This is a genomic window from Pseudomonas sp. p50(2008) (assembly GCF_015351605.1).
Taxonomy (GTDB): domain Bacteria; phylum Pseudomonadota; class Gammaproteobacteria; order Pseudomonadales; family Pseudomonadaceae; genus Aquipseudomonas.
The window spans coordinates 1-19,509 of record NZ_JACMYF010000012.1 but is presented as its reverse complement, the minus strand read 5'-3'; the positions used below and the strand labels follow the sequence as shown (position 1 = coordinate 19,509).

Genomic DNA, 19,509 nt, shown 5'->3' with positions numbered 1-19,509 from the left:
TCCTCAATGAACAGCGCAAAGCGGTGCAGTTGAACTAAAAACTGACTGTCCAGTCAGGATAATCAGTTGCACTACTTCCATGACGAGGATCCTTCCATGCACAACTACACCGTGAGTTACCTGTTCAACGGCGAGTCCCGCACCCATGTGTTCGAACTCAAGCATTCAGAACTGCAGGCCCATGAAGCGGCGATGCACCTGCTTCAACTGCACTTTGGGGATGGCGAAAACAGCCTGATCATGCCCACGGCGGATGCGACGCCGGAGGAGATTCTGAAGCAGGCTGGGTTGGTTGGGCTGACGCAGATAAAGGTTGGTGGTCGGGCGGGTTGATACCGGCAGTACTGGCCACTAATCGATACACATAAAGGCGTGGCAAAGGGATTCTGTGGTGAGGGGATTGCTGTAGTGAGGGGATTCCCGTGGCGAGGGGATTTATCCCCGTTGGGCTGCGAAGCAGCCCCAGATGCTACAACCGAGGCGAATCAGGCAAATCGCGTTCTCTGGTTTTACGACTGCTGCGCAGCCGAACGGGGATAAATCCCCTCGCCACGGTTTTTTTGCTCGTCCGTTGGGCGCCTGCACAGGAGCCGGCAATCTGGCTTGTCTACGCTTTGATTTACCGGAAATTTGTCCGGCAACTACAAGGAAGGTGCGACATGACTTTCTCCAAATGGCGCCCAACCCGCCCGAGAAGGAAAGCTGGACCCTGAAAAGAGGGCGTTGTTTGCTTCATCCTGAAGGGCTATCCAACGAAGTGCAGCCAGGTGAAAGTGGCTAACAATGAGTTCTGGCTGGTTGACCCTAAAAGCGCAAGAGTCAACGCGCATTTGAAGCTCAAGCCGTGATTTGAAGCGGGTATCGGGGCAGCTGCTAACTGCCCATCCCTTGTGAGCCTTCGCTTGATGCGACTGATGCCGGAAAGCGGCAGATCCCGCCGCGGGCATCATGGGAACGATGCTCAACGAAACATCAGCGATTGATGGGCCGCGCCGCCCGTGCGTGCGCCGTCGCCCACTGCAATGGCCACATTGCCAGCGGCTACTGCCGCATCCCCGCAAGCGAATACGCCAGATACATTGGTTTCCCGCATCGAATCGACCTTGATGAACTCACCCGTTGGACCGGCTTCGAATTCGCAACCCAATTGCGCTGCCAACGGGCTGCCCATGCGCGTGCGTGGCTGAGTGAACAGTCCTGCAAGTGTGATCACGCGGCCGCTGGCGAGCCTCACATCGGCGTGCTCCCCGCTGATCGACAGGACGGGCTCGTGCTCCACTACCACTGCACGCCTGGTCAGCATGGCCAACTGGTCGACATCAGGCTCAAGTAACTGGTTGAGGAAGAGGGTTGTAGGTCCCCAGTCGGGCAGCATTGACGCCTGGTGGATGGCCATCGGCGATGCCGCCAATACGCCAATCGGCCCGCCGTCGAGTTCATATCCGTGACAATACGGGCAATGAAAAACGCGCTGCCCCCAGCGTTCTGACAGTCCGGGAACATCAGGCAACTCATCCACCACCCCTGTGGCCAGGATCAAGCGCCGCGCCGTGAAGTGTTCCCCGTTCGCAGTGGATATGACAAATCCATCATTGTCCGTCGTGGCCTGGATGGCGGATTGCGACAGCCATTCCACGGTTGGGTAACACAGCAACTGAGCGCGTGCCTCGCTGGCAATCTTGCCGGGATCGCGACCGTCCTGTCCTAAAAAGCCATGTGAGCTTTGAGCAAACCGATTTCGGCGCTGGCCTGCGTCGATCACCAACACCTTTCGGCGTGCTCGTGCCAATTGCAAACCTGCGGAAATGCCTGAATAGCTGCCGCCAACGATGATCACGTCATAAATCATGGTCAAGTCTCCCCGGATCTCCGACCTGCTCGAAGAACTCTAGAAACAACGTAAGTTACATGATGTCGGAGTGTCAATGGTCTCGTAACTTTTGCTGTATCGAGGGATACTCACGCCACGCCCTTCAGGAAGCCGCCTACCGTGAGAAACGACACTCGCCTGTCCCGCATGCTGCACGTACTGATCCACATGGCTCGTCACGAACAACCCGCCACGTCCGATACCATCGCGCAGATGCTCGGAACCAATCCGGTAGTGGTCCGACGGACCATGGCATTGCTCAAGGAGCAGGGATACGTGCGTTCAGAAAAGGGCCACCGCGGCGGGTGGACGCTGGCGAAACCGCTTGCGGAAATGACGTTGCTGGACATCCATCAGGCCTTGGGCTCGTCCTCGCTCTTTGCCATCGGCTTGTCGACTGATCACCCGGAATGCCTGGTTGAACAGGCTGTGAATGCTGCGCTGACCGAGGCATTTGATGCGGCGCAGGCGTTGCTGATCGATCGCTTGGGGAGCGTGACCCTTGAACAGCTCGCCAGTGATTTCGAGCGCCGGTATCGGAGTTTGTGAGTGAGGAGGACACCATACGACCCGACAATGTGCTTCAGCAAATCAGGTTACCTCGCGCAATGGCGCTGTATGTGGGCTGTCCCCTGTGGACAGCCTCTAATTGAATAGCTCAAGAGCCGGTTTTCTTGGGTTGATCGGGGAGGGCTGGGTTCTCCAGGAGGATGGACTGCAGTCGAAGAGTCGGCTGAACCAACGGGAGAAGGCGCTCAGTTCGGAAAAACCTAGAACACCGGCAATTTCGCTCAAAGGATGGTGGGGGTTTGCCAGGTAACGTGATGCGAGCTCCCTGCGAACTTGATCCAGCAACGAAGAAAACGTCTCACCCTCGCGCGCCAGGTGCCGGTGCAGTGTCCGTCTGTCGCGGCCAAGGTGGGCTGCCACCTGTTCTACCGAGCAACGCCCGGTAGGCAGCAGCGTCCAGATCATCTGGTGCACCTGCTCGAGCAGGGCTGTCCTGGAATCTTCGTGAATACTTTTCAGATACTGATGAACGTAGCGGGCCATTTCCGGATCGGCACTGGGAAGGGTCTGGTCGAGATCGCTGGTGCGACAGACAATGCCGTCCAGCAAACAATTGAACTGTACCGCCGTGCCGAACACACGCTGATGCCGGCTATCGTCTCGGGGGGCGCAGTGGCGCAAACACACCGCAGAAGGATGCCATTGGTTGCCGAGCAGAGTCTTTAACATTCGGTGAGTCACCGCTACCGCCAACTCCACGGACTGTCGCACAAACAAGTGGCTGACCGTCACCAGCTCAAGACGTAACACCGCCACGCCGCCACTTTCTTCGATATCCAGAACCAACCCCTGATTGTGCAGATAAAGAAACTCCTGGAGCGCCTTCAATGCTGAGCGCAGGGTTGGCTCACGCCACAGCAATGCCAGCGGTCCAAGATTGGAGACTTTGCGACTTTCTGCCAACCGCAGGCCGAAATCTTCCACGCCGGCTTCCCACGCAGAACTGTCCAGCAATCGCGCCACGGCCTCGATGGAGATTTTCAGGTCCGGCTGCAGCAAGCAGCGTAGATCAAGGCCGACAAGACGCAACTGTTGCATCGGGTCGACGTTCAACGAGCGTGCAATTTCCGCGTAGTTGGTGAGGCTGGCACTTCGAACAAGACCTTTCATTGAGTGATTACCCATACGTGCGCGTGTCCCGAGATGTCACGCCTGTGCCCCCTGGAGTCAATACAGAGGGCACCGGCATGCTTAGAGTTGAAAGCAACCACTCAACCTTGAGGAATTGCAATGAATGAAAACCAGACCAAACCGGACACCCCTACCTGCGACGCCATGCGTGAGGCGGGTAGCTGGAATACTGCCTGGGACTCGCTGGCCGAGCTGGATGCCGACTGGACGGAGAAGTTTCTCGGCATGGCCACACACCCCCTGCGCAAGGGGATTCTGGAACCCAAGACCTTCGAACTGATCGCCATCGCCGTCGACGTTTCCTGCACTCATTTGTATGCGCCCGGTGTGCGTCGCCACATTCGCAAGGCGCTTGAGCTGGGTGTCACCGTCGAGGAAATCCTGGCGGTGTTGCAGCTGACCTCGATTCTGGGCATTCACAGCATGGCGCTTGGCGCTCCGATCCTCATTGATGAGGCCAAAAAACTGGCCGACGAGGGGCCGGTGCAAGGTACCTTCTGAATTCATCACGACACCTCTTGCTTGCCCCGATGCGAAGGCCGGATCGGTCTTCGCAAACCCGCGCCTTACAGCCCCCAGTGCAGCAACAGCAACACCAGACCTACGAGAAACACGGTTTCTCCCACCATCAACACAATGGGCTTGATACCGATCGTGGCGAGTTCCTTGAGCTGGGTTTTCATTCCCAGGGCACTGATGGAAATCACCAGGCACCACCGCGACAACTCGTTAATGAAGCCCTGTACCGAGGGCGCTATCCAACCGGTGCTGTTGACACAGGCCAGGACCAGGAAACCGATGGCGAACATGGGCAGAAGCGGCGGGCGCTTGCCTGCGGGGTCCGCACCCTGCGCGCGAGTGATCAGCGTGGCGCACAGGATCACCGGCACAAGCATCGCCACCCGCATCAGCTTGACCACCGTGGCGGTATCACCGGTCTCGGTAGACATGCTGTAACCAGCGCCCACGACCTGAGCCACATCATGGATAGTCGCGCCCAAAAACACGCCGGCCTCCTGCGGCGACAGGGCAAACCACTTGGCGATCATCGGGTAGAGGATCATCGCCGCCGTGGACAGCGCCGACACCCCGATCACGGTAAACAGCGTGGCGCGTTCCTTTTGCGGATGGTTGGGTAACGCGGCAGCCAGGGCCAGTGCCGCCGAGGCGCCGCAGATCGCCGTGGCGCCACCGGTGAGCATGCCGAAGATGCGTTTGAAGCCCATGACCTTCGCGGCCACTACGGACACGGCAATGGTCGTAACCACTGCGATCACCACCAATGCCAGTGGCCTCCAGCCCAGCGTCGCAATTTGTTCCAGTGTGATGCGCATCCCCAACAGGGCTACACCGAGGCGCAGGACAGTGCGCGCAGTGAACTCGATTCCGGCCTTGCACTTGCCTTCGCCGGCCAGAAAATTCATCGCAATGCCGAGCAGCAACGCGAACAGCATCACCGGCGCGCCATAGTGCTCGGAGAGGAAGGTCGCCGCCGTGGCAACGATCACGCTGACGAAAAATCCCGGCACCAGTTCCAGGGCCCGAGAGTGAATATTGACGAGAGCGATTGAGCTCATGAAGTGCAGTCCTCGCAGGCGAAGCCATGGGGATATGGCAATGGGCAGGTGTCGGTGTGGCCGTTGATTGACTGTAGGGCGAAGGCTGTTTGAGAACTTCTCATTTGGTGCCAGCCACCTTTCATTTGGTGTCAAATATCGTCCCCGCCACGACCCGAGGATGCCCTTGGGCCGTCGTCGAAGGAACGGTGTTGAGGAGGGGGGGAGTGGCGAATGACACCAGGCGCCAGCGTTAATTCGGCAATGGGATTTGCGGGTTGTGAAGTTCGCTTTGGCCCTGACGTATCGTCAGTTCAACTGACCGCCGTCGCTTCGGTGGAGCTGTCCGCGATTGCAAGTACGCGCAAGTCCCTACGCAATATCTTGCCCACGGTGGACTTGGGCAACGCCGCCAGGAATCGCACCTGGCGAGGTACTTTGTAGGCTGCAAGGTGTGCACGGCAGTGCTCGATCAGCCGAGCTTCATCGAGTGCGGCATCGTTGGCCCTGACGACGTACAGGCACACGGATTCCCCGCTGCGTTCATCCGGCATGCCGATCACGGCGCATTCGCTGACACCTGCGCAACTGGCGACAACGACCTCCACCTCGTTGGGGTAAACGTTGAAGCCCGAGACAATGATCAAGTCCTTTTTACGATCGACAATCTTGAGCAGGCCATCGGCGGTAAAAATGCCGATGTCGCCCGTGCGAAAGTAACCATCGGTGGTAAACGCGTTGGCGTTGGCCGTGGGTTTTTGCCAGTAACCGGACATGATCTGTGGCCCCTTGGCGCAAATTTCTCCCGCCTCGCCTAATTGAGCGGGTTGATCATCGTCCTTGAGCAACACGATGTCGGTCGAAGGCAGGGGTAGTCCTACGGCCGCGGAGAATTGGCTGCGTCCCATGACATTCAGACACAGAATGGCCGACGTCTCGGAGAGGCCGTAGCCTTCGAGGATCTCCTGGCCGGTAATGGTTTTCCATTGCGTCGAGGTTGCCGGCAGCACGGCGGCGCCACCGCCAATCGCCAGGCGCAGGCGCGAGAAATCCACTTCGCCGATTCGCGGATGGCGTACCAGCGCGCCGTACAGGGTATTGACCCCGGTCAGCAGCGTCGGCCGTGCCTTGATCAGCGTGTCGACCAGATCATCGGTATTGCGCGCATCGAGAACCAGCCAGTTCTCGGCTCCGGCCGAAAAGCCGATCAGCAGATTGATCGTCAGGGCGAACACGTGGAACAGCGGCAGCGCCGTGACCACCACGTTGTCGCCGTCAGTGTCGAACATGTCAGGGAGAAAAGCGCGTGCCTGCATGATGTTGGCGATCAGGTTGCGGTGAGACAGCGCAGCACCTTTCGAGGGGCCCGTGGTGCCGCCGGTGTACTGCAGAAAGAGCAAATCGTCACCCGTCAGGTCAACCGGTGTCAGGTGCAACGTGCTGCCCTCACGCAAGGCGTCGCTGAAACGTGTCAACGGAATTGAAGACTGGATATCCATCGCGCCGTCGGCCACTGGCCCGGGCAAGGTATCGCAAAGGTTGACCACAATGACTTTTCTGATGGTGGTGCCGACCAGTATTGCCTCCAGAGTGGGGAGTGCACTGGCGATAATGACGATGGTATGGACGCCGGCATCATTGATCTGGTGCAACAGCTCCTGCGGGGTGTATGTCGGATTGACATTCACCTGGGCTGCGCCAGCCCGGAGTATGCCGAACATGGCCACCGGAAATGCCGGGATATTGGGCAGCATCACCGCAACCCGGTCTCCTCGTTGCACTCCGTTGTGCTGAAGATAGGCGGCAAATGCGCAGGACTGCTGATCGACATCCGCATAACTGAGGGAGTGCTTGAAGCAACGAAATGCCGTTTGGCTGGCGTAGCGCTGCATGGCGTCTTGCGCCATCGCGACCACCGAAGGCCAGGCATCGGGGTTGATATTCGCCGGTACGCGGGCGTCGTAACTCTGTTGCCAATGACGGGCTGTGGTGAATGATTGGGTCATGATCAACCTGCTGTTGAAGTTATTGGTGGCGGGTGACGGGAGTGGGTAGGGTGATTCGAATGCAGTCTTCGGCGATCTCGACGGGATAGGCGCGCACGTTCATCCCTCCGCCGCGCAGGCAGCCGGTGGCCAGATTGAAACGCAGGCCATGGGCGGGGCACTGCACCCAGCGACCATCGAGCTTGCCGAACAACAATGAGGCGCCGTTGTGCGGGCAGCTGTCGTCGATGGCGTAAACCTGGCCATCGACATTGAACAATGCGATATGGCTGCCGTTGGCTTGCACACGCGCGCGCTTGCCAATGCCCAGATCAACAGAGGCGGGCACCACCAGGATGTTTGTCATAAAGAGGTCTCGCAGAGGGTGAGGGTGCTTCGACGATTTCCACGCTCCGTGGCGCTTGCCTCAGGAACAAGGCTGAGCGCAGACGCGTTGAAGATCCTGTCGGTAATTGCGCACCCCGACCATCAGCACCAGCGCTGCGGCAATGCCAGCCAATGGCAGCAGCTGAAGCGCTGAGGCCAAGCCAATGCGATCGGCGAGCAACCCGGTGACGAAGGGGCCAGGGGCCATGCCCAGCAGGTTATTGGCAATGGCCAGCGTGGCCATCGAGGTGCTGTGCAGGGCAGGTGGTGTCAGGTCGGCGACCATGGTGCCGGAGGGGCCGACAATGCCACCGCCAACGAACATCGCCAGGCCGATCATGACCAGTTGTGCCAGTCCAGCCGGCAGTTGAAAGGCCACGGTCAACAGCGCACTGCAGAGCAGGCAGTAGCCCATGGTCAATCCGATTTTTCGCGTTGGCGAACCGTGGCACGACCGGTCGGCGATGGCGCCGCAAAGAGGCATACCGACTGCCGTGCAGAGCATGAAGATGGCCGCAACTGCACCGGCGCTCGTCAGCGGCATGTCGTAGAAGCGATTCAAGTAGCTGGGCAGCCAGGTCAGCAGGGCAGCGATGGCGAACAACTGCAGGCCGCTGCCGATGTAGATGCTCAACACTGAAGACGTCGAGAACAGGCTCCTGAGCGGAGGAAGCACCTGACGCTGATCCGAGCCGGCAGCCGGGCGCGGCGATTCGAGGCGGCGAGGCCTGACGACCAGCGCATACACCGCCGTCAGCGCGATGCCATAAATCGCCATGCCTACGAAGGACGCACGCCAGCCGAAATGTGTCGCCAGGACGCCACCCAGGCCGATGCCGAGCACGGAACCGACCATGCTTCCGGCCAGGAACGCACCAGTGATGGTGGACCTTTGCTGCGGCGGGAAAATGCTCAGCACCACGGCAAGACCGACGCTGCCATAGGCCGCTTCGCCGACGCCGATGAAGAAACGCGCCACGAACATCTCTTGATAGTCGGAGGCAAAACCACACATCAGGGTTGCCAGGCTCCACATTGCCGCCATGAAGATGAGGCTGCGGATGCGACCCAGGCGATCAGCGACGACTGACAGCGGAAAGGCCAGCACGCCGACGGCGATCGCAACGACGCCGGAGAGCGCGCCGAGCTCGGAATCGGAGAGACCCCACTCAGCTTTCAGCTGCGGGAAAACCACCGTCAGTACCTGTCGGGACATGAAGTCTGACAGCAACAGGCCGAAGGTCAGGGCGAAGACCACCCAGGCGTAGGGTCGTGCGACACGTCGCCAGGTCTCACTGCGTACTTCCATTGGAGCATGCAAAGTCACGGAGTCTTTCCTCTTGTTACGGCCGCGTTCAATTCGCAGCTCTTGAAATGAGGTGTAGCGGGACTCGCGGGGCGCACGCAGGTACTGCAAGCGTGCGCCCCACAAGGTTCGACTTAGCCGAATTGGGTAAAGCCTTTCTGACCGGATTTGCGATTCGGCGCGAAGCCGTTCTCGGCCAGCGTCTCGTCGGCGTCCTTGTAGAACGTGCCGATCTTGTAGATCTCGCGAGCCTCTTTGCCGGTGGCGACTTCGCGACCCATTTCGCGGGAAATGCGCACCAGTTGCTCGATCTGCTCGACCGTGCCCATTTTGCGATCGCGGCTTTGGGTCCAGATGTTGTCCTCAGTGCCGCAACGCACATGCAGGCCCAGGGCAATCGCCATCACGTTCAGTGGCAGCACGTTGAGTACCGAGGATTCCAGTGTCAGCACGGAACCGTCCGGACAGGCACGCACGAAATTCGCCAGGTTGTAGAGGCTGGGGGAGTCGGCGCCACCGCCAATGGCCACCCAGGTGAGGATCAGCGGCACGTTGCAGACGCCGCGGCGCATCATCCGTTCAACTGTTTCGAACGAGGGAATGTTGCCGAGCTGGAATTGCGTTTGTATGCCATTGGCCGACAGGCGCTTGATGTGCTCTTCGACCCATTCCGGACCCGCCGGGATGGTCATCTCACGGTAGGCGCGAAAACCCTCGGGCGTGCCCATGCTGGTACCGGCAATGTCGGCTTCCAGCATTTGCTCGACGACGTTCATCTGGTTGCTGTTGATGGCAATGGTCACCTGGTCGGGCTTGGGCGAGAGTTCGGCGAGCATGTGCCGCGTATCGTCCGAGAGCCATTTGGCGACATCACCATCATCTTCCGGTGCGAAGGAAATCGAGCCGCCGACCTGGATGATCATGTCGGGTACGGTTTCGCGCACGCCGGCGATCAACTCGTTGAACATGGACAGTCGCTTCGAGCCCTTGCCGTCCAGCTCGCGCACATGCAGGTGTAGCACAGTGGCCCCGGCGTTATAGCAGTCGACGGCCATCTGAATGTGTTCTTCCATGGTGACTGGAATCTCTTCCGGGAAGTCCGCGGGGATCCAGGAAGGTGCAAACGGGGCGGCGGTGATGACCAGTTTTTGCTGGTTTTCGGGGTACATGGATCCGTCAAGAAAGTTCATGCATGTCTCCAGTCAGTTGTTGTTTTTGTGCTTTGAGGGGGGCGTTGTCGGTGGTACATGGCTTGTACTTTGGGGCCACCGGCAGGTGAAAACCTCTCATCACGTGCCAAAAACCTTTCAATACGTGCCAATACCAGTGTTCAATCGGTGCCCATATAATTGATTGCAGGCTTCACCGAAGACGGCAGTCGAGAACACGGGAGGAGGTGCGATGGACGCGTTTGTACGGGCGGCAACCCTCAAGAACTACACGGAGGTTGCCCAGAACCTCGGCCTGAATCCGGGCGAGATGCTGCGTGGCGTCGGCCTGACGCCCGTCATGTTGAATGACCCGGAATGCATGCTGCCGCTGGAGGCGGCTCTCAAGCTGCTGGAGTCCTCTGCGGCTCGCTCATCCTGCCCGGCCTTTGGCCTGCGCATGGCCGAGGCTCGACGACTCTCGGATCTCGGCGCCATCAGCTTGCTGTTCAGTCATCAGCGCACACTGCGCGACATGCTCCTCACCAGCATCGAGTATCGACACCTGCTCAATCGAACACTGGCCATGAACCTGGAAACGGTAGGGCACACGGTGCTGATCCGCGATGAAATCATGGCCGATGCGGGCGTACCCAAGCGTCAAGCGGCCGAGCTGGCGATCGGCATCCTGCACCGCACGTGCAAATCGTTGATGGGCAGTCAATGGCATCCGCATAGCATTCATTTCAGCCATGAGGCCCCGGCAAGCCAGCAGGAGCACACGCGATTCTTTCGTTGCCGGGTGGTGTTCGACGCCGAGTTCGATGGCATCGTTTGCGACGCCGAGGATATTGATCAACTCAATCCCCAGGCCGACCCGGCGATGGCGGGTTACGCTCGTCAGTTCATGGATTCGATGGCTGACGCCAGCGAGCACTCGGTGATTTTCGATGTGCGCAAGGCCATCTATTTGCTGATGCCGGTCGGGCGCGCCACCATCCATCAGGTGGCCTATGCCAAAGGCGTCAGCGTGCGAACCCTGCAACGGGAACTGGATGAGGCCGGCCTGACATTTTCCGAGCTGCTCAACGCTGTGCGTCGCGAACTCGCCTTGCATTACATGGCAAACAAAAATTATTCCCTGCAGCGTGTGGGCATGATGATCGGTTACGCGGTTCCGACTTCGTTTACGCGCTGGTTTTGCACTGAATTCGGTTGTTCGCCTCGGGAATGGCGAAACCGCAGCAAACAGGCTGGCAGCGATCCATCCGTTTGACAGGTCGATGTCCCGTCAGGTCAAGGCGGATGCTCGCCGCTCGGCGACACTTCGTCCTCCACAAGACGGAGTGTCCCCATGAAATTGAATGGTCGAGTTGCCTTGATTACCGGTGGCGCAGGTGGATTGGGCCAAGCCATTGCCCTGCGCCTGGCCAGTGAAGGCGCCAGCGTGGTCATTTGCGACATCAACGAAGCGGCGCTTGAAACCACACGCAGCATGATCGAGGCGCTGGGCGCGCAATGCCTGGCAGTGCGATGTGATGTCTCGTCGAGCGCTGACGTGAACGCCATGTTCGAACGGATCGATGTGCGATTCGGCACACTGCACATCCTCGTCAACAACGCTGCGTTGGTGCCGGACAAACCCCATGATGACGAGCGCCGCAAGCGCCATTACGCGCTGGTGACCCAACCGCTGCCCCGTCAGTCGCTGGAGATCACCCGCCACATGGACGATGCAGAATGGAAGCGCTTCTGGGCGGTGAACGTCGACGGCGTTTTCTATTGCACCCGCGCTGCCTTGCAGCGCATGGAGCCCCAGGCCTACGGCAAGATCATCAACATCGCCAGCATTGCCGGCATTTCCGCCATGGGGGCGCACAGCCCGCATTACTCGGCAGCCAAAGGTGCGGTCATCGCGTTCACCCGTGCGGTTGCCTATGAAGTGGCCGGCGCCAATGTGCAGGTCAATGCGATCTGTCCGGGCGGCGTCCAGACCCCAGCCTTCGAGCGCTACCTCGAACAGCAGTCGCCTGAACAACTCAGCGTGTTCAAACAGGTCATGCCGCTGGGGCGTTTGGGCAAGGGCGAGGAGTACGCGGCGCTGGTGTCCCACCTGGCGTCGGACGAGTGTTACCTGGTCGGTTCGATCATCAACGCCGGCGGCGGCACCTACATCTGAGTTTTTCGGGACGGTCTGTCGGACGTCCCGAAATGTCAAACCAATGCCCCGATAAGTCAATCCCGATCACAGCGTTGCTCTTAGAGTGAGTTCCGGGACTAGCGCTTATCCATCCGTAGCCTGAACCCCATTTACCCGTCGTCAGCCGCCAGGTCTGCCGGCAAGCCACAACAAAAACAATAAAGGTGTATCACCCGATGAAGAGTCGCAATCTCTGCGCGCGGCGCCAACTGCTCGCCACCGCTATCCTGGCCTCGAGTCTGCCGGCCGCCCACGCTGTCGAACTGGATACGGGCAGCGAAGACTGGTCCATCCGTTTCGACAACACCGTCAAGTACAACTATGGCGTGCGTACGGAGAGTGCCGACCAGCGCATTCTGGGGACGCCCAACAGCAACGACGGTGATTACAATTTCCGCAAGGCCGGCACCAACATCACCAACCGCGTCGACCTGCTGTCCGAGCTGGACGTGGTTTACCAGAACAAAATGGGCTTTCGTGTCAGCACGGCTAGTTGGTACGACAAGGCTTATGACAACACCGGCTCGAACTCCAACCCGTTCGTGAACGGCAACGATGAATACTCATCGATTTCCGGGTTTGGCGGGCGTCCGGCGGCACCGGCCATTTTCGGCAGCCCGCACCTGAGCAACTACGCCCAGCGCTACTACAGCGGGCCGTCTGGCGAAGTGCTCGATGCCTTCGTGTTCTACAACACCCAGGTCGGCGATGATTCCCAGCTCAGCATCAAGGCCGGCCAGCACAACGTGTTCTGGGGCGAGACGGTACTCAACCCGGTGCACTCGCTGAGCTATGGACAGGCGTCCCTTGACCTCGCCAAGGCCGCGGCATCGCCCGGTACCGAAGCCAAGGAACTGTTCGTTCCGCGCAACCAGATTTCGAGCACCTTTACACTCACTCCCGAACTGACCTTCGGCGCCCAGTACTTCCTGGATTGGGAAGGCGCTCGCCTGCCTGAGGCCGGTACTTTCTACAGCGGCTCCGACGTGGTCGGCTTCGGCGCTCAGTCGTTCCTGCTGGGGCATACCGGTGGTGCGGGGCTGGCGGGGCCGAATGGCACCCTGACCACCGTTCGACGCGGTCATGACTACACCCCGGACAATCGCGGTGACTGGGGCCTGATGCTCAAATGGTCGCCCGAGTGGCTGGACGGAACGCTGAGTGCTTACTACCGCAAGACTTCCGACATTCTCCCCCAAGCCGTCCTCGATACTCGGGGCCTGACCAGCGTGGGCGGGGTAGCGGGGCTGCGTAACTCGATCAGCACTGCCACCTATGAATTTGCCTATGGCGATGACATCGATATCTATGGTCTGAGTCTGTCCAAGGAAGTGGGCGGGGTCAGCGTTGGCAGCGATTTGAACATTCGTCACAACATGCCACTGGCCAGCATTCCGGCGATCATCAGTGCCCCGGGTGCCGGCGGCTTGCAGGCGGGTCTTGGCTTGCTCCCTGCACGCAGTCCAGGTACCGGGGTGATCACCGATGTGCCACGGGACGGTGACAGCCTGGCCGCCACGGGCGACACACTGCACTGGACCGTCAATGGACTGGTGGCGATCGCCGATACGCCGCTGTTCGATTCCGCCACGCTGTTGGGTGAGCTGTACTACAGCAACCTGCTGAGCCTCGATAGTAAAAACAAGGCGCTCTACAAGGGCGAAGACACCTATCGCGGTATCGACAAACCCACCCGTGACAACTGGGGCATCGCCGTCAACTTCACGCCAACCTGGTACCAGGTATTTCCCGGCGTGGACCTGAGTGCTCCGATCTCGGTCAACGTCGGCATCGACGGTGTTTCACCTGTGGTAGCGGGTGGCGCGGAAGATGCCGGCAACTACGCCGTTGGAGTGAGCGCCGCGATCTACAACAAGTATTACGTTGACCTCAAGTACGTCGACGCCTTTGGCAAAACCATGGACTGCGACGACGGCGCAACCGATGGTTCGACCCCTAACGCCCTTGACGGCACACAGCGTTACACCTGCTACGCAGGCGGTCTGGCTTCGGCCTCCGGCTCCGGTGCCACCGAGGATCGGGGTGCGGTTTACCTGACCCTGAAAACCACCTTCTGATTCACCCAGCCTCGCGAAAGCAGGAGAACACCAAGATGAAATTCGCCTATACCCTGATGGCCGCTTCCCTGGCCATGGCCCTTGCCGGACCGATCCACGCGGCTGTCGATGCCGCGGAAGCGGCGAAACTGGGCAACCAGTTGACCCAGGTCGGCGCCGAAAAAGCCGGCAACGCCGACGGTTCAATTCCTGCCTATCAGGGTGGCTTGACTACCCCGCCGGCCAGCTTCAAGGCGGGCGACAAATCGCGCCCCGATCCATTCGCTTCTGAAAAGCCGGTGCTGGTGATCGATGGCAAGAACGTGGATCAATACAAGGGCCAGCTGACCGCAGTGACCGCCGAACTGGTCAAGCGTTATCCGAGCTTCCGTGTCGAGGTGTTCCCGACTCACCGCACGGCCGCGTTGCCTAAAGGTGTGCTGGACAACACGGTAAAAAATGCCACTGCGGCACGCTCCACCGAAGGCGGCAATTCCATCGAAAATGCGTTGCCGGGCATTCCGTTCCCGATCCCGAAGACCGGCGCCGAGGCCATCTGGAACCACTTGCTGCGCTACCAGGGCGTCAATCTCCAGGTCAAGTATGACAACTGGAACGTCGACTCCGCCGGCGTCGCCAGTCTGGCTACGACCGGTATCGCGCAGATCAACTACGCCGCCTATGACGACCTGTCCAAACAGCTGGTGGCTGCGGACACCTATTACCAGACCAAATTGACCTTCACCGGCCCGGCCCGTCGTGCCGGTGAGGCTGTGATGCTGCGCGACTCGGTCAACCCGCTGGTGCAACCGCGTCGTGGCTGGCAATACCTGCCGGGACAACGCCGCGTGAAGCTGGCACCGAGCCTGGCCTACGACACGCCTAACCCAGGCAGCGCCGGTGCCTCTACGTGGGACGACTCCTTCGTGTTCAACGGTGCGCTGGACCGCTTTGACTGGAAACTGGTGGGCAAGCAGGAAGTGATCGTTCCGTACAACACGTACCGTGTGACGTATCAGAACGATTTGAAGCCGGTAATGACCCCCAACCATTTGGCACCCGAGTTCGTTCGCTGGGAAAAGCACCGGGTGTGGGTGGTCGAGGCGACCCTCAAGCCGGGAGCACGGCACATCTACGCCAAGCGCCGCTTCTATCTGGATGAAGACACCTGGGTCGCTCTGGCATCCGACCAATACGATGCCAACGGCCAACTGTACCGCGGCGTCTATAGCTTCCTCAGCCAAAGCTACGACCAACAGGTGCCGGATGCCTCGCCTTATCTGATTTACGACCTGGTCGGTGGCACTTACAGCGCCGTGGGCTTCCCTGGCCCTTACGGCGGTATCAAATACAGCGAGGCGCTGAGCAAGACTCAATGGGCACCGGAATCGCTGGCAGGTGCCGGTATCCGTTAACACCTTCGTCGCTACTGCCGATTGATGATCGAGCAGTTTTTGCGCCGGGTCGTACGCAGGTACTTCCCGGCGCCTTTTTGCCAAGAGGGCGCATCATGGGCTCCTGTAACAAGAAGATTGCGCCACGGGTGCTCGGGACGCTGCTGGCGTTGCTGCTGGGCGGTGCGCAGGCATCGACCTACGTGGACGTGCTGGATCTGCCATCCCGGTCGAGTGCACTGGCAGCGAGCAGCCCCTTACTGGGTGCAGCCCAGGCGGGGCAGCGTCTGGTCACCGTGGGCCAGCGCGGGCACATACTTTATTCCGATGACGCCGGACAACACTGGCAGCAGGCCGCAGTACCGGTCAGTTCCGACCTTACGGCGGTCAGTTTTCCTTCGGCCACCCAAGGCTGGGCGGTCGGCAATGACAGTGTGGTGTTGCACAGCAGCGATGCCGGCGTCACCTGGACCAAGCAACTCGATGGCCGCCAGATCGGCGAGCTGATGTTCAAGCATTACACCGCCCTGGCGCAGGCTGAACCGGACAACGAACAATGGGCCGTGCTGGCCGCCGATGGCCAGCGATGGATCGAGGAAGGCGCCGATAAACCGATGCTCGACGTCTGGTTCGCCAACGACAGGCTCGGTTATGCGGTCGGGGTCTTCAACCTCATCCTGCGCACCGAAGACGGTGGACAGCATTGGGTACCGTTTCAGGACCGCACCGACAACCCGCAAGGGTTTCACCTCAATGCCATTACCTCCACGGGCGAGGCGCTCTACATCGCCGGCGAACAAGGCCTGCTGCTCAAATGGGATGACCACGCCCAACGCTTCTCCGCCTTACCGACACCCTATCAAGGCAGTTTTTTCGGCGTAGTCGGCCAGCCTGGCGAAGTGCTCGCCTATGGCCTGCGCGGGCATGTGTTTCGCAGCACCGATGGCGGGCTGAACTGGACCCAGCTCGAGAGCGGTCTGCAGGTCAGCATCACCGCTGCCACGCGGGACGCCGACGGCCATTTCCGACTGTTCACCCAGGCCGGGCACATGCTCATCAGCCGAGGCGGCAATGCGCCGCTGCAATTGATGCCGCAGGCCCGGCAGGCACCGGTTGCCGGTGCAGCATCGGCCGGCAATGGTGCGCTGGTGCTGGTCGGTGCCCGCGGTGTGAGTACGCTGTCCGTCGAAAAATGACAAGAATCAGAGTGAGTACCCAGACATGGGCAATTTGAAGCAAGACACCATGCCGGTGATCCGCGAACTGCCGGACTTCGACCGGCGCTCCGGTAATCTGCTGGAACGGCTGGTGTTCAACCATCGCCCGCTGTTCATGCTGCTGATGGCGCTTGCCACCGTGGTGTTGGGCTACATGGCGGTGACGCGCCTGGAGCTGCGCCCCAGCTTCGAAAAGATGATCCCGCAGAGCCAGCCCTACATCCAGAACTACCTGGAGAACCGCCAGTCGCTGCGGGGTTTGGGCAATACCGTGCGCGTGGTGGTTGAAAACACCCAAGGCGATATTTTCGATCCGGACTACCTGAGGGTTCTCAAGCAGGTCAATGACGAACTGTTCCTCATGCAGGGCGTCGATCGCGCCTGGATGAAATCGCTGTGGAGTTCGGCCGTGCGCTGGACCGAAGTCACGGAGCAAGGCTTCCAGGGCGGCGCAGTGATGCCGGACAGTTATCAGGGCTCGCCCCCGGACATCGAACAGTTGCGGCAGAACATCAACCGCGCAGGCATCGTCGGCAGCCTGGTGGCCAGTGATTTCAAGTCGAGCATGCTGATCGTGCCGCTGCTGGACAAAACCTCGGCCACTGGTCAGAGCATCAACTACCATTCGTTCTCCCGTCAGCTCGAAGAGCGCTTGCGCGACAAGTTCGAGTTCGCCAACGGCGCCTCACACAAGGCTGGGGAGGAGGGCACGGGTCAGTACAAGGTCCGGGTGATCGGTTTCGCCAAGCTGATGGGCGACCTGATCGATGGCCTGATTCAAGTCATGATGTTTTTCGGCCTCGCGGTCATCACGTCGCTGATCATCATTTATGCCTACACCCGTTGTGTGCGCAGTACCCTGTTGGTGGTCGGCTGTTCGTTGATCGCAGTGGTCTGGCAGCTGGGCATCGTTGCGTGGCTGGGTTACGCCATCGACCCCTATTCAGTCTTGGTGCCGTTCCTGATCTTCGCCATCGGCGTGTCCCACGCGGCGCAGAAGATGAACGGCATCATGCAGGACATCGCCCGCGGCACTCATAGACTGATCGCCGCGCGCTACACCTTCCGCCGCCTGTTCATTGCCGGGGTCACTGCATTGCTGGCTGACGCGGTGGGCTTCGCCGTATTGATGCTGATCGACATCCCGGTCATCCAGGACCTGGCGATCACCGCCAGCATCGGCGTGGCCGTGCTGATCTTCACCTCGCTGTTGCTGATGCCGGTGGCATTGTCCTACATCGGCGTCGGGCGCAAGGCTGCCGAGCGCGCGCTGAAAATCGACACGCGCGCCGCCGAGCATCGAGGCTTTGGCAAAGTGTGGGATCTGCTCGACCGCTTCACCACGCGCAAGTGGGCCACTGGTGCCGTGTTGGTCGCTGTGCTGCTGGGTGTCAGTGGTTTCGCAATCAGCCTGCACCTGAAAATCGGCGACCTCGACAGCGGTGCCCCTGAGCTGCGTGCGGACTCGCGTTACAACCGTGATAACGCCTACATCACCAGCCACTACGCGCTGTCCAGCGATCAGTTCGCCGTGATGATCAAGACCGCACCGGAAGGCTGCCTCGACTACAGGACGCTGGTGCTGGCCGACCGCCTGGCCTGGGAACTGCAACAGAACCCGGGTGTACAAGCGACGACGTCGCTGGTCAACGCGGTACGGCAGATCACCGCCGGCACCTACGAAGGCAACCCCAAGCTCAACAACATCCAGCGCAACCAGAATGTACTGAACTACGCAGCGCAACAGGCCTCGGTCAACGCCCCGGAGTTGTTCAACACCGACTGCTCGCTGATGCCGGTGATCGGTTACCTCAAGGATCACAAGGCCGAAACACTGGACGCCGTGGTGGCCATTGCCGACAGGTTTGCCAAGGAAAACGGCACCGCCGATCGTCAGTTCCTGCTGGCCGCCGGCAACGCCGGCATCGAGGCCGCGACCAACATTGTGGTGCGCGAGGCCAACCGCACCATGCTCATGTATGTGTACCTGGCGGTCATGCTGTTCTGCCTGATCACCTTCCGCAGTTGGCGGGCGACGCTGGTGGCTTTGCTACCTTTGGTATTGACCTCGATCCTCTGTGAAGCCTTGATGGTGGCCATGGGCATCGGGGTGAAAGTCGCGACCCTCCCGGTGATCGCCCTGGGTGTCGGAATCGGTGTGGACTACGCGCTGTATCTACTCAGTGTGCAGTTGCATTACCAGCGCCAGGGCCAGTCGCTGCCCCAAGCCTATCGCAATGCAGTGGCGTTTACCGGACGGGTTGTGGGACTGGTGGGCATTACCCTGGCGGCGGGCGTGGTGTGCTGGGCCTGGTCGCCGATCAAATTTCAGGCCGACATGGGCATCCTGCTGACCTTCATGTTCCTGTGGAACATGCTCGGGGCACTGGTCCTGATTCCGGCGCTGTCGTACTTCCTTCTGAATGGTGAACGACGCAGCAAGGAAACGCTTGTCCCGGATGGTCAAGTCGCCGCCATCAAACGTCCTTACTCTGTCGGCACTGGCGAATCCTGAATGTCTACTCTCCAATCTCCAAGCGAGCGATTTCATCATGGCTGATTACAAAGCGCCCCTGCGCGATATGCGCTTCGTCCTCAATGAAGTATTCGAGGTCGCCAAACTCTGGGCCGAGTTGCCTGCACTGGCCGAAACTGTCGATGCTGAAACGGTCGAAGCCATTCTGGAAG

17 protein-coding genes are annotated in these 19,509 nt (G+C 60.0%); 10 read left to right on the top strand and 7 right to left on the bottom strand.

The window, feature by feature from the left end; all coding sequences use genetic code 11:
• The first annotated feature begins 96 nt into the window (after positions 1–96).
• Positions 97–333, top strand: coding sequence for a hypothetical protein (locus tag H7698_RS27975; protein WP_194693554.1), 237 nt, complete (start codon positions 97–99; stop codon positions 331–333).
• A 628-nt stretch (positions 334–961) separates the two neighbouring features.
• On the opposite strand, the gene H7698_RS27970 is transcribed toward H7698_RS27975, so the two are convergent.
• Complete coding sequence (locus tag H7698_RS27970; protein WP_194693553.1) at positions 962–1,849, bottom strand: NAD(P)/FAD-dependent oxidoreductase; 888 nt, start codon at positions 1,847–1,849, stop codon at positions 962–964.
• 141 nt (positions 1,850–1,990) lie between these two features.
• Here H7698_RS27970 and H7698_RS27965 point away from each other — a divergent pair, with 141 nt between their 5' ends.
• The gene (locus tag H7698_RS27965; RefSeq protein ID WP_194693552.1) at positions 1,991–2,419 is read left to right on the top strand and encodes an Rrf2 family transcriptional regulator; all 429 of its coding nucleotides are present in this window, start codon (positions 1,991–1,993) and stop codon (positions 2,417–2,419) included.
• A 96-nt stretch (positions 2,420–2,515) separates the two neighbouring features.
• Here H7698_RS27965 and H7698_RS27960 read toward each other — a convergent pair whose 3' ends face one another.
• Positions 2,516–3,550: an AraC family transcriptional regulator gene (locus H7698_RS27960; protein ID WP_194693551.1), complete on the bottom strand. Its 1,035-nt coding sequence runs from the start codon at positions 3,548–3,550 to the stop codon at positions 2,516–2,518.
• Between the two features lie 120 nt (positions 3,551–3,670).
• Between H7698_RS27960 and H7698_RS27955 the strand changes: the two genes are divergently transcribed.
• Positions 3,671–4,072, top strand: a complete 402-nt coding sequence (locus H7698_RS27955; RefSeq protein WP_194693550.1) for a carboxymuconolactone decarboxylase family protein — start codon at positions 3,671–3,673, stop codon at positions 4,070–4,072.
• Between the two features lie 65 nt (positions 4,073–4,137).
• Here H7698_RS27955 and H7698_RS27950 read toward each other — a convergent pair whose 3' ends face one another.
• The 5 genes from H7698_RS27950 to H7698_RS27930 form a co-directional block, all read right to left on the bottom strand.
• Positions 4,138–5,148: a YeiH family protein gene (locus H7698_RS27950; protein ID WP_194693549.1), complete on the bottom strand. Its 1,011-nt coding sequence runs from the start codon at positions 5,146–5,148 to the stop codon at positions 4,138–4,140.
• 293 nt (positions 5,149–5,441) lie between these two features.
• On the bottom strand, positions 5,442–7,133 hold the full coding sequence (locus H7698_RS27945) for an AMP-binding protein (protein ID WP_194693548.1): 1,692 nt from the start codon (positions 7,131–7,133) through the stop codon (positions 5,442–5,444).
• Between the two features lie 19 nt (positions 7,134–7,152).
• Entirely contained in the window at positions 7,153–7,479 is a 327-nt protein-coding gene (locus H7698_RS27940) for a Rieske (2Fe-2S) protein (protein ID WP_194693547.1), read from the bottom strand.
• 60 nt (positions 7,480–7,539) lie between these two features.
• The gene (locus H7698_RS27935) at positions 7,540–8,808 is read right to left on the bottom strand and encodes an MFS transporter (protein WP_194693635.1); all 1,269 of its coding nucleotides are present in this window, start codon (positions 8,806–8,808) and stop codon (positions 7,540–7,542) included.
• A gap of 131 nt (positions 8,809–8,939) precedes the next feature.
• On the bottom strand, positions 8,940–9,995 hold the full coding sequence (locus H7698_RS27930) for a 3-keto-5-aminohexanoate cleavage protein (RefSeq protein ID WP_194693546.1): 1,056 nt from the start codon (positions 9,993–9,995) through the stop codon (positions 8,940–8,942).
• Between the two features lie 211 nt (positions 9,996–10,206).
• Between H7698_RS27930 and H7698_RS27925 the strand changes: the two genes are divergently transcribed.
• The 7 genes from H7698_RS27925 to H7698_RS27895 form a co-directional block, all read left to right on the top strand.
• Positions 10,207–11,229 (top strand): AraC family transcriptional regulator, encoded by a 1,023-nt coding sequence (locus H7698_RS27925; protein ID WP_194693545.1) that lies wholly within the window; start codon positions 10,207–10,209, stop codon positions 11,227–11,229.
• 78 nt (positions 11,230–11,307) lie between these two features.
• On the top strand, positions 11,308–12,132 hold the full coding sequence (locus H7698_RS27920) for an SDR family NAD(P)-dependent oxidoreductase (protein ID WP_194693544.1): 825 nt from the start codon (positions 11,308–11,310) through the stop codon (positions 12,130–12,132).
• A 197-nt stretch (positions 12,133–12,329) separates the two neighbouring features.
• On the top strand, positions 12,330–14,231 hold the full coding sequence (locus H7698_RS27915) for a DUF1302 domain-containing protein (RefSeq protein ID WP_194693543.1): 1,902 nt from the start codon (positions 12,330–12,332) through the stop codon (positions 14,229–14,231).
• Between the two features lie 35 nt (positions 14,232–14,266).
• Positions 14,267–15,625: a DUF1329 domain-containing protein gene (locus tag H7698_RS27910; protein ID WP_194693542.1), complete on the top strand. Its 1,359-nt coding sequence runs from the start codon at positions 14,267–14,269 to the stop codon at positions 15,623–15,625.
• Between the two features lie 95 nt (positions 15,626–15,720).
• Positions 15,721–16,800 carry a WD40/YVTN/BNR-like repeat-containing protein gene (locus tag H7698_RS27905; protein WP_194693541.1) on the top strand — a complete coding sequence of 360 codons (1,080 nt, stop codon included), beginning with the start codon at positions 15,721–15,723 and terminating at the stop codon, positions 16,798–16,800.
• 25 nt (positions 16,801–16,825) lie between these two features.
• The gene (locus H7698_RS27900; RefSeq protein WP_194693540.1) at positions 16,826–19,336 is read left to right on the top strand and encodes an efflux RND transporter permease subunit; all 2,511 of its coding nucleotides are present in this window, start codon (positions 16,826–16,828) and stop codon (positions 19,334–19,336) included.
• Positions 19,337–19,373: 37 nt separating this feature from the next.
• Positions 19,374–19,509 (top strand): acyl-CoA dehydrogenase N-terminal domain-containing protein (locus H7698_RS27895; protein WP_194691113.1); only part of this gene is annotated, 136 nt, incomplete at its 3' end.

What these genes read in the sequence shown, in the direction of transcription:
- H7698_RS27975 (WP_194693554.1), top strand. Translation starts at nt 97, where the DNA reads ATGCACAACTACACCGTGAGTTACCTGTTCAACGGCGAGTCCCGCACC.
- H7698_RS27955 (WP_194693550.1), top strand. Translation starts at nt 3,671, where the DNA reads ATGAATGAAAACCAGACCAAACCGGACACCCCTACCTGCGACGCCATG.
- H7698_RS27970 (WP_194693553.1), bottom strand. Translation starts at nt 1,849, where the DNA reads ATGATTTATGACGTGATCATCGTTGGCGGCAGCTATTCAGGCATTTCC.
- H7698_RS27940 (WP_194693547.1), bottom strand. Translation starts at nt 7,479, where the DNA reads ATGACAAACATCCTGGTGGTGCCCGCCTCTGTTGATCTGGGCATTGGC.
- H7698_RS27905 (WP_194693541.1), top strand. Translation starts at nt 15,721, where the DNA reads ATGGGCTCCTGTAACAAGAAGATTGCGCCACGGGTGCTCGGGACGCTG.
- H7698_RS27920 (WP_194693544.1), top strand. Translation starts at nt 11,308, where the DNA reads ATGAAATTGAATGGTCGAGTTGCCTTGATTACCGGTGGCGCAGGTGGA.
- H7698_RS27925 (WP_194693545.1), top strand. Translation starts at nt 10,207, where the DNA reads ATGGACGCGTTTGTACGGGCGGCAACCCTCAAGAACTACACGGAGGTT.
- H7698_RS27900 (WP_194693540.1), top strand. Translation starts at nt 16,826, where the DNA reads ATGGGCAATTTGAAGCAAGACACCATGCCGGTGATCCGCGAACTGCCG.
- H7698_RS27935 (WP_194693635.1), bottom strand. Translation starts at nt 8,808, where the DNA reads ATGGAAGTACGCAGTGAGACCTGGCGACGTGTCGCACGACCCTACGCC.
- H7698_RS27910 (WP_194693542.1), top strand. Translation starts at nt 14,267, where the DNA reads ATGAAATTCGCCTATACCCTGATGGCCGCTTCCCTGGCCATGGCCCTT.
- H7698_RS27945 (WP_194693548.1), bottom strand. Translation starts at nt 7,133, where the DNA reads ATGACCCAATCATTCACCACAGCCCGTCATTGGCAACAGAGTTACGAC.
- H7698_RS27915 (WP_194693543.1), top strand. Translation starts at nt 12,330, where the DNA reads ATGAAGAGTCGCAATCTCTGCGCGCGGCGCCAACTGCTCGCCACCGCT.
- H7698_RS27930 (WP_194693546.1), bottom strand. Translation starts at nt 9,995, where the DNA reads ATGAACTTTCTTGACGGATCCATGTACCCCGAAAACCAGCAAAAACTG.
- H7698_RS27960 (WP_194693551.1), bottom strand. Translation starts at nt 3,550, where the DNA reads ATGAAAGGTCTTGTTCGAAGTGCCAGCCTCACCAACTACGCGGAAATT.
- H7698_RS27950 (WP_194693549.1), bottom strand. Translation starts at nt 5,148, where the DNA reads ATGAGCTCAATCGCTCTCGTCAATATTCACTCTCGGGCCCTGGAACTG.